This window comes from Thiothrix eikelboomii (assembly GCF_900167255.1).
Classification (GTDB): Bacteria; Pseudomonadota; Gammaproteobacteria; order Thiotrichales; family Thiotrichaceae; genus Thiolinea; species Thiolinea eikelboomii.
On the sequence record NZ_FUYB01000001.1, the window covers coordinates 153607 to 164640 of the forward strand.

An 11034-nucleotide genomic window follows, 5' to 3' on the forward strand; every position below is an offset into this window, starting at 1 on the left:
TTTGATTCACAAGATTTTGGCTATGAAACTCGATATTAAAGCTTTATTGATTTTGGCAGTGATTGTCGGCGCAGCCGCTTTGTTTTGGTTAGTGCCTAGCGAAGGCTTGCAAGCGGCTCCTAACGCGGAGATTACCACCATTGATGGTAACAAAATTGCCACTGAGCAATTGAAAGGCAAACCTTATTTAGCGGTCTTTTGGGCGACCAGTTGCTCCGGCTGTGTGAAAGAAATTCCGCAGCTAGTTGAGTTGCAAAAAGAGTTTGGCAAAGATGGCTTTAAGGTCCTAGCCATTGCGATGGAGTATGACGAACTCCCCCTGATTAAAACCATGCGCGAGCAAAAAGGTATGAATTATGACATCACTTGGGACCAAGGCGGAGTACTCGCCAAAGCCTTTGGCGGAGTGCGAGTGACACCGACTAACTTCCTTGTCTCAGGGGATGGCAAAATTGTCATGCAGCAATTAGGTGATTTTAAAGTCGACGATATGCGTGAGCGCATTAAAACGCTGCTCTAAGCCTTAGGAAATTTTATGTACGAATGGATTAGAGCCTTCCATATTATCTTTATGGTGACTTGGTTTGCAGGCTTGTTTTATTTACCACGCCTGTATGTTTATCACGCAATGGCAGAGAACCAAGCGAGTTTTGAGCTTTTCAAAATCATGGAGCGCCGCCTGTTTGGGATTATGACCCTAGGTGCTGTGCTGACCGCTGGGTTTGGTGTGTGGATGCTAATCCTCAGCGAAGGGCTGATCTTAAGCATGGGCTGGTTTCATGCCAAGGCCGTCTTGCTGATTTTACTGCTGGCCTATCATTATGGGTGCTGGCGAATCATGCACACCTTTCGTGCAGACCATAATCAGCGCAGTCATCAATGGTATCGCTGGTTTAATGAAGTCCCCGGTGCTTTGCTGATTTTGATTGTGATTTTTGCTGTGGTTAAACCTTTTTAGTTGTAGTTTATTAACGTTAATTGAGTGGCAAGCCTATTTTCTTAATTCTTGCAGAGACCTAAAATTATGAAACAACTCATCAGTCCAATGGCCTTGGCTATTTGCTTATCCGCTTGCGTGGCTACCCCATCCAATCCGTCTTTACCCAGTGATGGTGAACCTGAATACGTATTTACCGCTACGATTCAGGCAGCTAATCGTATTAATTTGGGTCGTGGCGGGGCAACGGGCAGGATGCCTATTTATCGCCTTACGACGACCGTGCAATATGTAGCCCGAGGCGATTCATATATCCAGCCTGCCCAAAGTGTCGCAGTGGAATTATTGCCCGATCAAATCTTACCCGCCCAATTCCAAACCTGCCAATTTGTAGCCAAAGAACGTCATCCTGCTTATGCTTCTGGAGTTCTACTGTTGAATGCCCGCATTATGGGTTGTCGTTGAATAGATGTTTGATAAGGATTCTAATAGTGATATCGAGTCATTTAGCGTAGCATCAAATTCTAGACATCGCAGTTAACACCCAAAACCACCTAGGAGTGACCGATGAAACGTACCGCACAAGCCGATTGGACCGGCGATACCCAAAATGGACAAGGTAAAATTAGCTCACTCAGCGGAGCACTCAACCAGCTACCTTACTCCTTCAAAACGCGCTTTTTAAGTGAAGATGGTCAAGCAGGCACTAACCCCGAAGAACTTATCGCGGCAGCTCATGCAGCTTGCTTTACGATGGCCACCAGTCATGCATTAAATCAGGCAGGTTTTACTGCTGAGTCGCTACATACTGAAGCCGAAGTTGATATTCGCCCCGGTGCAAATGGTTTTAGCATTGAAGCTATCACTTTACGCTTACAGGCTAAAGTACCGAATATCAATGCCGAACAATTCCAAACTTTTGCCGAAGCTGCCAAAGTGGGCTGCCCGGTCTCGAAGGCGCTCGCCGCTGTGCCAATTAGTTTGGAAGTTGAGTTTCTGAGTTAATAGCTTAAAACCAACCGCATGGTGACTCTAGGTCCAAGTGCATAGAGTCTCAAACTAAGACTAATAGACTCGATCAACCCTGACTCAACCACTCACTGCTCTGCTTAAAAGCAAACAGTTTATAAAAAACTAACAGATAGACTCCACCTCATGCATTTAGGTTATTTCTTTGAGCTGATTGCTTTAGCAGCGCTCTGGGGCGCTTCTTTTTTATTTATGCGCGTAGCTGTGCCTGAATTTGGCCCAATTTGGCTGATTGCATGGCGCGTTTTTTTAGCGGGTTTAATCTTATTGCCTGTATTAATGCATCAGGGTTTGGTCGGGGAATTGCGCAAAAATCTGAAACCTTTATTTATAATCGGCGCATTTAATTCAGCCCTACCTTTTTTAGCCTATGCTTATGCCACTACCATTTTAACAGGTGGCTTTACCTCAATTCTTAATGCAACCGTGCCTTTATTTGGGGTGTTACTTGTACTATTAGGCATCAATAAAGAAATCCTTTCTTGGACGCAAATCGGTGGATTTTTATTAGGCTTTGCGGGGGTAGGTATTTTATTAGGCTGGCATACCTCGACGGCAAACCCACATTTTTGGTTAGCGGTTATGGCTGGTTTAGGCGCTGCTTTTCTTTATGCAGTTTCTGCGACCTATATTAAACGCAGTCTTGTCGGTGTATCGGCAGTCGTGATTGCGGCAGGTAGCCAGCTTGCAGCATTTTTATTATTTTTACCTTTATTGCCGTTTAGTGTACCTACCGCTGCTCCTTCTTTAATTGCTATTTTGGCATTAATTGCCTTAGCCGTTTTCTCAACCGCTTTGGCTTATTTAATGTATTTCCGCTTAATTCGTATTTTAGGCCCCGCACGCGCAGTGACCGTGACCTATATGATTCCTTTGTTTGCTATGATTTGGGGTTCACTGTTTTTACATGAGCCGATTACTTGGGATATGATTGTGGGTTGTATTGTGATTTTGACGGGGACAGCTTTGGCGAACGGGGTGTTTACGAGATGGCGGAAGAAATCTTTGGCTACTAGCGAATAGTGAGCATGCCCTTGCTTTGAACGAGTGCTCGCTCAAGTGGCATCACGAGTATTTTGTGCCACACTATGATTAAAGTGTGGCACAAAAGGTATGTATCATGGAAATGTCTATTCGGGAAGTTCGCCAGCAGTTATCTCAACTTCAAACTGTTTTAGAAAAAGCGCAAGAAATTATTATCACTCGGCACGGCAGGCCTTTAGCACGGATTGTACCTGTCGTAGCTCTTCGCAAAAAACCGACTCACGCCAAATTACGCGCTTTGCAACCGCTCCATCACATTGCTAGTGAAACTTTAATTCGTGCTGATCGAGATGAGCGATGAGAACCTATCTAGATACTAGCGCACTCGCCAAATGATATTTGAATGAAATCGGCTCAGAACAATTTGCTGCTTGGATTGATGAACAAGATGAGACCCATATCAGTACCCTAGCTGTCACCGAGTTTCGTTGCCTGCTCGCTCGCCGTGAACGTATGAAAGAACTTGGCTTAGCTTCCACACAACAAATTTTTGCCACCTTTGAGCACAATATTGAACAGGGATTTTTAATCCTATATTAAGTGCAAAATGATGATGTAGTCATAGCACGACAATTAATTGACCGCCTTGCTAATTTGCCGCTGCGAACTTTGGATGCGCTGCATTTAGCGATTGCTGAGCGTATAAATGCTGAAGCTTTAGCTAGTGCAGATAAAGTTAATGTTGGAAGCTACAGATTATTTAGGAATACATGTAGTTTCTTTTGCTCCATAAAAACTGATCTGGCGGTTACACATCCAGCACAAAGCCAAGAAATTCAAACCCCAGTTCGCCTGCCAGCCAGAAACGCTGTAACACTCACATCGCCAAGCCTCATGCACGGGTTGAGCATGTGTTTGGGGCAATCCGCGTCATGGGTGACAAGGCTATCCACACTATTGGCTTGGTACGCGCAGTGTTTGGTCTGAGCATCTAAGCGGCGGTGTATAACTTACGCCGACTTTGTTCGCTCAAAGACGGTAGAGTTATGCCCACCTGATTGAAAAATCACCATAAAAGACGATAAAAAGCCACAAAGTGCGGAGAAATAACCTAAAAATTGGCTAAATTTCGCTATATCGACGAGTTGAAATTGTTTAACAAAATACTGGCGCAGCAAGATTAAACGGCTGACACTTATCGAGTTTTTAAAGCTTCCCTAGCCTAGGGCTTTATTATTGCGCAGAGTTCTAGCCAAAACTCTGCTTTGTATTTATAATACATCGCCTAAGTACTCGTGACAAAAGTCTTTCGTAAAACAACTCGTTACATAGCCACGCTTGTAAAGCTCCGTGGTAACTTACGCCTAGATACTTTTCAAGAATTGCAACCATTTGGCCTATATATAGTGTTTTACGTCATATAAAAAACTATATCTATTAACTTTAGGAGGTATTTTTCATGGGTAGGCTGAGTAGTTACCAAGAACTTAAACTTGTCAGCCTGTAAATGATATCCATCCAGTAATAGTGGATAAAATTTACAACTACACGAGTATTTAATTGAAAAAGTTTTGGAGTTAGTTCACAAAAACATAGTTTACTTGGAGCTACTGACAAAATAGTTGGTTAGAACTCTTGCAGCATTACGAGGGAAATTGTGTGTCTATTGCTTCAGCAGAAAGTGCTTTTCAAAACCCCCTCATTGCCCTCCTTATCGGTGCTGCTGTCTCACTTGATGTTATAGCACTTATATTTTGTTCTGCGCACATCTATCAATCCAAGCGCAAGGTTTGGATGCGTTGGGCTAAGTATAATGCTGGTTGGCATGCAGGATTACTTATTTTCTATCTTTTAGTAATTGATATTGGTGCAGTACTCGTTCAATATTTAGGAGTCCTACTCTCACTACCGCTTCCTGATTGGTTAAATTTCTTTGCCCCAGCATGGTTATGGTTAGCTGATAAATTCCGCTCACATATAGTTGTCTATGCTGCCATAATAGCAATGGCATACGTTTGGTATCAATACTCAAATAAAGTTCGGGCAGTTCCTACAAACCCCAACATCAATGAAACTCCTTTTTTCATTAGACCAATATTTAGTCGTGGAAGTGGGAAGTTAAAAGATCTCAATTCACCTTGGTTTTGGCATTTGTCTGCTTGCTTGGTTGCTGTTGATATGCTTGCTCTTGCTGCAGTGGTAAAGTCTGGAGAAAAACTAATTCAGTTTCCACGTGGACTCGAAGTTGAAAACCTTGATGCAACTGAGCTTGCAGTACGTATTAATGATTCATTTGATCTAACCTTTTTTTGGGCGACGCTTACTGTTACTACTGCAGTATTTATCGTTGTTTTTTTTCTATGCTTGTTTGCTGCGAAAATTAGCAATATTTTCTGGCTAAATTTAGCCGATGACGATATGTCTGACGACAAGATATTATCTGCGGGTTTCATCGTTGTCGCATTGAAGCTTCTTGAACCTTTAGTAATTTTCTACTTTATAATTCATTCGATGGCATTTTTGGTCACAGGTGTGCCTTTGCATAGTCCTGCATTTATCCTTGGATCGGGTTTTCTTGTTGCTGCGTTAGTCGAATATGTCACATTCAACGCGATTGTCGTCGCCTCTAAAGCTCAAGTTGAACACAGTATAAATTTAGGTTCTCGTAAGGTAGGGAGGGAGGATGTTTAGCGCTGCGCTCTCTGCTGATGCAGCGATATCTTTCATTGGTGCGATAATCGTTTTTCTATTAACCTTACTGAGCACTATACATGAATTAAAAGCTCCCCTTAGTTCTACTAAACTTGGTTCTCAGATAGTTGACTGCGGTGAAAGTGCACGAAATAACTTATTCAGCATTATAGAGCGTGGTTATCAATTGCGGTTTACTAGTTTATTCATTCTTCTAGCTGTATTCGTCTCAACTATGTCACCAGTTTCCACTCTCATTGAACTTGAAGACAATATTGTTATGCGTTCGTGTGAGAATCTATATATTCATAACAGTCTGAACAATAAAACTAGTATTGATAATTGTGTTGATGCCGCAAAGAAAAGCAGCTTCTCTTTCGTTGAATCTAAGTTTAGTGAAAAACAAAACCATTTGCTACAGATTGCAATGTGGCCTTTAGTTGCGACTATCTATGGTTTTCTTATTGCTGGTTATTTTCGCTTTTTTAGAAAATGTGCCGAAGAACCATTACGGGAAATAATTGATCGTATGCCACATGTATTTCATTTAATTCATTTTCTTCTTGCTGCAATAGCAGTCGCAGCAGGTATTATCCAGAATCAACTTGGTGCTTAATAAGTAACGTAAGCGTTCACATCATCTGTAGCGTGTTACAGGGACGAATTCGATTCAGAGGAAAATGCACCGATACGTGCTTATGAGCAAAGCCCTGAGAGCAAACATCCCGTATCAAGATCGCCCTATTCATCACTATTTGACGCTGTAGAGTCTGTCAAATAAACTGTGTAACACGTTTTTCATAGGGCGGAGAGCGGTAAGCGGTCATTTCAGCCCGTCTAGCGCCCACGATTTCAAGATCCTAAACTGGTTTCCAACCAAACAACCGAAGGAAACCCCAATGAAACGCCCTCACCGCCGCACCAGCGAATGGCAAGCCCTCATCAGCCAATGGCAAGCCAGCGGCTTATCCGCCCCGGCATTTTGTGGACAGCAGGGTATCGGCTACGCCAGTTTTTGCCAATGGCGGCAGCGTCTACGGACAGCAGACGTGGTGGACGAGCCAGCGGCCACCCCCGGCACTTTCATCGACCTGGGTGCATTATCGGCGGGTAATGCCGTGCTGGGGCAAGGCTGGCACATTGTGCTGAGTTTGGGGAATGGCGTTGAACTACGCCTGAGCCAAGGCTGATGTTTACCCCCGCAGCCACCGCCCGCCTCTGGCTATGCACCCAAGCCACCGACATGCGCAAAAGTTTTACGGGGCTGACCGCCTTGGTGAAAAACCAGTTAAGGCAAAATCCCCTGAGTGGGCATTATTTTGTGTTCGTGAACCTTCGCAAAACCCAGATGAAGATCCTCTATTTTGAACCCAGCGGCTATTGCTTATGGAGCCAACGCCTGGAGCAGGGAATACCGGGTGCAGCCGACAACAACCGGGCAGCGCGAATTGACCCGGACGGATTTGCAGTTAATTTTGGCGGGTATTGAAGTGCAAAAATCCAGACAATTCAAGCGTTACCAGCATTCCTATCAGCATTTCGGTACAATGGTGCCATGATTTCAGCGCACGCCAGTACCGACAATACGCTCCTTTCCGCGCCATCCCCTGTCGCGGAAATAGCTGCCTTGCGTGAAGAAAACACCGCTTTAAGGCAGCAGGTTGCTGAGTTGACACGGCAATTGTCATGGTTAAAAAATCAGGTGTTTGGTAGCAAATCCGAAAAGCGTCCGGTTGAGATACCGGTGGAGCAATTGTCCTTACTTGCCCCCGCCGCCACCCCGGTTGCCGCGTCCGCAGGTGAAAGCATGACCGTCACCTACCAACGCGGCAAAGCCCCCAAGCTTCGCCCCGATGACTGCGTGAATGACAGCGGGCTACGCTTTGGGGCCGATGTCCCCGTCAAGGTGATTCACCTCACCCCGTCGGAACTTCGGGGGTCAGAGGCCGAGCAGTACGAAGTCATCGGCACCCACGTGACCCATCGGGTGGCGCAACGCCCTGCCAGTTACCTCATCCTGCAATACGAACGCCCCGTGATCAAACGCAAGGACAGTGCTTCGGCTTCGCTCAGCAACCGTAAGCGGTCAGCGTATGCGAGATGTCCACCCCGTACAGACGTTTGATCGTGTCTGCGATGTCGCGGGTGGTCATGCCTTTGGCGTACAGCGTCAGGATGTGTTCGTCCATCCCTGCCAGCCGTATTTGGCGTTTTTGTATCAACTTCGGCTCAAAGCTGCCATCACGGTCACGCGGTGTCTCTACCTGCAACTCACCAAATTCGCCTTTGATGGTCTTGTTGCCTTTGCCGTTACGGGTATTGCTGCGCCGTTGCCCGGCTTCGCTACGCTCACCCTTGTCGTAGTTTAGGTGCACATCCAATTCGGCTTCCAAGCTGCGGTTGATCATCCGCTGCAAGAGCTGGCTGTAAAGGTTTTTGACATCAGCAGGCGTTTTGCAATCGCTGAGTAAGTCGTCCATGAGTTTCGGGTCGAGGCGTTCCATGTTACTGCTCCTTCTCGGGATTCACGTTATATAGCAGTTACACTGTTCAGTTTACAGTCTCGGGCTGTACCCAAGACGGTAGAACCATTGGCCTTAAACCTGTCACCTTGTGCCGACTGGCTGGCAAAACTGGTTTTACGCCATTGCACATAGGATCTGATCACCCCGGTGTTTTTCAAGGTAGTTGTCGCAAAAATCATGCTGCCTCCCTCACTTTTTCCCGCACTGGTTTGTCGGGGTTGAGGGTGACGGCAGCAATGGGCGTCCAGTTCCGGGTATCGCCCGACCAGCGCTCGGAGGTTTGGCTTTGGCAGCGGCATAGACGTCTACTCGCTTGGCAATGATAGCTTTGTCTTCCCCGTGGTGGCGTTGTGCTGGGGTGACGAAGCGGATCTTGCTGTGCGGGTGTCCGTGGTTGTACCACTGCATGAACTGTTGCACCCACTCACGGGCTTCCTCCAGCGTGGCAAAGCCTTTGGCAGGCCAAGTGGGGGCATATTTGAGGGTGCGGAAGAAAGATTCCACATAGGCATTATCATCACTGACACGGGGACGGCTGAAGGATTGGTTCAAGCCGAGTTCGTCGAGTTTGGCGCGCAAAGTCTGGGCTTTCATGATGCTGCCATTGTCGTTGTGCAGCACCGGTTTGTCCTTACCGTGCAGCTTTTCGCGCCACACCGCCTTTTCCAGCAGTTCGGCTGCGAGTTCGCCGGATTCGCGCTCGTGGACTTCCCAAACGACACCATAACGGCTGTAGAGGTCTTCGACCAGATACAGGTAAAAGAAACGCCCAGTGACGGTGCTGGGCAACCACGTCACATCCCATGTCCAGACTTGGTTGGGGGCTGTTGCAGTGTGGGTGACGGGTTGACGCTTAGCTTGCGGGGCTTTGGTATGACCCTGGTGATGTAGTTGATTGTGGGCTTTCAAGGTACGGTAGATAGTGGATTCACTGGCAATATAGCAGCCTGCATCCGCCAATTTCGGCACGATTTGGGAGGGCGGTAGGCTGGCATATTCGGGTTGATTGCAGACCTCCAGCAGTTCCTGACGTTCTGTTTCACTGAGTTTGTTGGCAGGTTCAGGACGTTGGGCAAATGAGCGTTGGTCAACCCGCACTTGCTGTTCACCTTGGGGATGCCAACGTTGTAACGTGCGCACATTGATCCCGACCACTTGGCAGGCAGGGCTGCGCCTTGCTCCTGCTGATACAGCTTCCTCCACCAGTTTGACCACAGTTTCGCGCTGTTGGGGTGTGGTCATCATTCCGCGTCCTCCCACAGCGCATTGAACTTTTTTTGCAATAGCAACAGGGCGGCACTTTCTGCCAAGGCTTTTTCCTTGCGCCGCAGGTCTTTCTCCAGTTGGCGGATTTGCTTGCGGGCCTGTTTGAGGGATTCATTCCCTGTCTGTTCACCAGTCCCCGCTCCGGCGATACAGGCTTGTTTCCAGCGGGCTACCTGTTCGGGGTATAAACCTTTGCTGCGGCAATATTCGCCTACTTCGCTGGCATTCATACCGGCGGTTTCCAGTACAACGGCAAACTTGGACTCACCACTCCAGCTTTCAGGGCTGGCTTTTCCATTTCCCGGCACGACGTGTCCTTCCTCTTTGGCCTGTTTCAGCCAATTATACAAGGTGGCTTCGCTGATGCCTTCGGCTTGGGCAATTTCGGGTATCGGGCGGTTGTGCGGCGGCAATAGCTTGTTCAGCACAGTGGCTTTGCGTTCAGCAGCATAACGTGGCATGTTTTTATCCATTCCGTCCCCCATTGTCAAAATTAATAAAGGCGACAACTAGCCTGACATAGGGGGACCCGCTCAGCTCGGTTATTGGTGAGCTGAATCCGGTTCTCCTTGAGGAGTATCCAACGCATCGCCTCATCTTTCAGCAAATGCTTGCATTGGTTGGCAACCGTTCATGCAATGGTACAACCACACAGCAAGATCCGCTTCGTCACCCCAGCACAACGCCACCACGGGGAAGACAAAGCTATCATTGCCAAGCGAGTAGACGTCTATGCCGCTGCCAAAGCCAAACCTCCGAGCGCTGGTCGGGCGATACCCGGAACTGGACGCCCATTGCTGCCGTCACCCTCAACCCCGACAAACCAGCACGGGAAAAAGTGAGGGATGCAGCATGATTTTTGCGACAACTGCCTTGAAAAACACCGCACTCTGCGAATACACAAATCATCTACTTGCTACGATATAACATATTTGTTATTTTCATCGTATGGATTACACGATTAGCTATTACAGTGAAGAAGTTCAACAACAAATCCTCAACCTACCGGACACGCTTGCAGCCCGTTACGTTGTGTTGACTCGCCGCATGATTGCTCTTGGTTCCAATTTGGGAGAGCCACATACCCAACCTTTTGGTGGAGGGTTATTCGAGCTGCGTCTCAAAGGTGCTGAAGGGATTGCCCGTGTATTTTATTGTACCCTCGTCGGGCGACGAATTGTCATGCTCCATAGCTTTGTCAAAAAATCTAATAAGACACCACACCGTGAACGTGAAATAGCCGAAGCACGAATGAAGGAGGTTAAAAATGAAAACACATGATCAATTAATAGAACAGTTGATGAGCCGCCCTGGTGTCCAAGCTGAGCTTGAGCGGATTGAACAGGAAGAACTTGATTTACTAGACCAATTGCTCAAAACAAGACTGGCAGCGGGTCTGACACAAGCCCAACTTGCAGAGCGGATGGGGACACAAGCCTCTGCTGTTGCACGATTAGAGCGTTCTTTAGCAACAGGGAAACATTCACCTTCTGTTGCCACTTTACGGCGCTATCTGAGAGCTTGTGGCAAACGTCTTGTTCTTCAGGTTGCATAATTAAAAACGCCGCTAAACAGCGGCGCTCTGAACAACTGAAAACCGAA

General features: G+C 47.1%; 16 protein-coding genes and 2 pseudogenes. 15 read left to right on the forward strand and 3 right to left on the reverse strand.

Annotation, left to right across the window (positions count from 1 at the left end; translation table 11 throughout):
- The first annotated feature begins 22 nt into the window (after nt 1-22).
- From B5D50_RS00740 to B5D50_RS00795, 12 genes are all read left to right on the forward strand, one after another.
- Nucleotides 23-520 carry a peroxiredoxin family protein gene (locus B5D50_RS00740; protein ID WP_078920659.1) on the forward strand — a complete coding sequence of 166 codons (498 nt, stop codon included), beginning with the start codon at nt 23-25 and terminating at the stop codon, nt 518-520.
- Nucleotides 521-535: 15 nt separating this feature from the next.
- Nucleotides 536-958 (forward strand): CopD family protein, encoded by a 423-nt coding sequence (locus B5D50_RS00745; RefSeq protein ID WP_078920660.1) that lies wholly within the window; start codon nt 536-538, stop codon nt 956-958.
- 66 nt (nt 959-1024) lie between these two features.
- Nucleotides 1025-1402: a hypothetical protein gene (locus tag B5D50_RS00750; protein WP_078920661.1), complete on the forward strand. Its 378-nt coding sequence runs from the start codon at nt 1025-1027 to the stop codon at nt 1400-1402.
- A 102-nt stretch (nt 1403-1504) separates the two neighbouring features.
- On the forward strand, nt 1505-1942 hold the full coding sequence (locus B5D50_RS00755; protein ID WP_078920662.1) for an OsmC family protein: 438 nt from the start codon (nt 1505-1507) through the stop codon (nt 1940-1942).
- Nucleotides 1943-2092: 150 nt separating this feature from the next.
- Nucleotides 2093-2989, forward strand: coding sequence for a DMT family transporter (locus B5D50_RS00760; protein ID WP_078920663.1), 897 nt, complete (start codon nt 2093-2095; stop codon nt 2987-2989).
- Between the two features lie 97 nt (nt 2990-3086).
- Nucleotides 3087-3311, forward strand: coding sequence for a type II toxin-antitoxin system Phd/YefM family antitoxin (locus B5D50_RS00765; protein ID WP_078920664.1), 225 nt, complete (start codon nt 3087-3089; stop codon nt 3309-3311).
- Nucleotides 3312-3349: 38 nt separating this feature from the next.
- Entirely contained in the window at nt 3350-3550 is a 201-nt protein-coding gene (locus B5D50_RS00770) for a PIN domain-containing protein (protein ID WP_078920665.1), read from the forward strand.
- A gap of 1059 nt (nt 3551-4609) precedes the next feature.
- Nucleotides 4610-5641, forward strand: coding sequence for a hypothetical protein (locus B5D50_RS00775; protein ID WP_078920666.1), 1032 nt, complete (start codon nt 4610-4612; stop codon nt 5639-5641).
- Nucleotides 5634-6257: a hypothetical protein gene (locus B5D50_RS00780; protein ID WP_078920667.1), complete on the forward strand. Its 624-nt coding sequence runs from the start codon at nt 5634-5636 to the stop codon at nt 6255-6257. The genes B5D50_RS00775 and B5D50_RS00780 overlap by 8 nt, the downstream gene beginning before the upstream one ends.
- 283 nt (nt 6258-6540) lie before the next feature.
- Complete coding sequence (gene tnpA / locus B5D50_RS00785) at nt 6541-6831, forward strand: IS66 family insertion sequence element accessory protein TnpA (RefSeq protein ID WP_078920668.1); 291 nt, start codon at nt 6541-6543, stop codon at nt 6829-6831.
- Nucleotides 6831-7130, forward strand: a complete 300-nt coding sequence (gene tnpB, locus B5D50_RS00790; protein ID WP_078920669.1) for an IS66 family insertion sequence element accessory protein TnpB — start codon at nt 6831-6833, stop codon at nt 7128-7130. The genes tnpA and tnpB overlap by 1 nt, the downstream gene beginning before the upstream one ends.
- Before the next feature lie 138 nt (nt 7131-7268).
- Nucleotides 7269-7766: an IS66 family transposase gene (locus B5D50_RS00795; RefSeq protein ID WP_159448539.1), complete on the forward strand. Its 498-nt coding sequence runs from the start codon at nt 7269-7271 to the stop codon at nt 7764-7766.
- Here B5D50_RS00795 and B5D50_RS00800 read toward each other — a convergent pair.
- The 3 genes and pseudogenes from B5D50_RS00800 to B5D50_RS00805 all read right to left on the reverse strand — a co-directional run bounded on the left by B5D50_RS00800 (nt 7711) and on the right by B5D50_RS00805 (nt 9893).
- Nucleotides 7711-8145 (reverse strand): transposase, encoded by a 435-nt coding sequence (locus tag B5D50_RS00800; RefSeq protein WP_078920671.1) that lies wholly within the window; start codon nt 8143-8145, stop codon nt 7711-7713. The two genes, B5D50_RS00795 and B5D50_RS00800, sit on opposite strands and share 56 nt — an antisense overlap.
- Before the next feature lie 26 nt (nt 8146-8171).
- Nucleotides 8172-8345 carry a hypothetical protein gene (locus B5D50_RS20290; RefSeq protein ID WP_159448540.1) on the reverse strand — a complete coding sequence of 58 codons (174 nt, stop codon included), beginning with the start codon at nt 8343-8345 and terminating at the stop codon, nt 8172-8174.
- A pseudogene (locus B5D50_RS00805) lies at nt 8342-9893 on the reverse strand (IS3 family transposase). Before B5D50_RS00805 ends, B5D50_RS20290 begins: the two are co-directional and overlap by 4 nt.
- Before the next feature lie 189 nt (nt 9894-10082).
- Here B5D50_RS00805 and B5D50_RS20560 point away from each other — a divergent pair.
- The 3 genes and pseudogenes from B5D50_RS20560 to B5D50_RS00815 all read left to right on the forward strand — a co-directional run.
- Nucleotides 10083-10288, forward strand: a pseudogene (locus B5D50_RS20560) (IS3 family transposase); the annotation flags it as partial.
- 92 nt (nt 10289-10380) lie between these two features.
- Nucleotides 10381-10713 carry a type II toxin-antitoxin system RelE/ParE family toxin gene (locus tag B5D50_RS00810; RefSeq protein ID WP_078920672.1) on the forward strand — a complete coding sequence of 111 codons (333 nt, stop codon included), beginning with the start codon at nt 10381-10383 and terminating at the stop codon, nt 10711-10713.
- Complete coding sequence (locus B5D50_RS00815; protein WP_078920673.1) at nt 10700-10987, forward strand: helix-turn-helix domain-containing protein; 288 nt, start codon at nt 10700-10702, stop codon at nt 10985-10987. The genes B5D50_RS00810 and B5D50_RS00815 overlap by 14 nt, the downstream gene beginning before the upstream one ends.
- Nucleotides 10988-11034 lie beyond the last annotated feature (47 nt).

Excerpts from the sequence above, each read along its gene's own strand:
- B5D50_RS20290 (WP_159448540.1), bottom strand. The coding sequence starts at position 8,345 with ATGATTTTTGCGACAACTACCTTGAAAAACACCGGGGTGATCAGATCC.
- B5D50_RS00760 (WP_078920663.1), top strand. The coding sequence starts at position 2,093 with ATGCATTTAGGTTATTTCTTTGAGCTGATTGCTTTAGCAGCGCTCTGG.
- B5D50_RS00755 (WP_078920662.1), top strand. The coding sequence starts at position 1,505 with ATGAAACGTACCGCACAAGCCGATTGGACCGGCGATACCCAAAATGGA.
- B5D50_RS00765 (WP_078920664.1), top strand. The coding sequence starts at position 3,087 with ATGGAAATGTCTATTCGGGAAGTTCGCCAGCAGTTATCTCAACTTCAA.
- tnpA (WP_078920668.1), top strand. The coding sequence starts at position 6,541 with ATGAAACGCCCTCACCGCCGCACCAGCGAATGGCAAGCCCTCATCAGC.
- B5D50_RS00815 (WP_078920673.1), top strand. The coding sequence starts at position 10,700 with ATGAAAACACATGATCAATTAATAGAACAGTTGATGAGCCGCCCTGGT.
- B5D50_RS00745 (WP_078920660.1), top strand. The coding sequence starts at position 536 with ATGTACGAATGGATTAGAGCCTTCCATATTATCTTTATGGTGACTTGG.
- B5D50_RS00750 (WP_078920661.1), top strand. The coding sequence starts at position 1,025 with ATGAAACAACTCATCAGTCCAATGGCCTTGGCTATTTGCTTATCCGCT.
- B5D50_RS00740 (WP_078920659.1), top strand. The coding sequence starts at position 23 with ATGAAACTCGATATTAAAGCTTTATTGATTTTGGCAGTGATTGTCGGC.
- B5D50_RS00780 (WP_078920667.1), top strand. The coding sequence starts at position 5,634 with ATGTTTAGCGCTGCGCTCTCTGCTGATGCAGCGATATCTTTCATTGGT.
- B5D50_RS00800 (WP_078920671.1), bottom strand. The coding sequence starts at position 8,145 with ATGGAACGCCTCGACCCGAAACTCATGGACGACTTACTCAGCGATTGC.
- tnpB (WP_078920669.1), top strand. The coding sequence starts at position 6,831 with ATGTTTACCCCCGCAGCCACCGCCCGCCTCTGGCTATGCACCCAAGCC.
- B5D50_RS00810 (WP_078920672.1), top strand. The coding sequence starts at position 10,381 with ATGGATTACACGATTAGCTATTACAGTGAAGAAGTTCAACAACAAATC.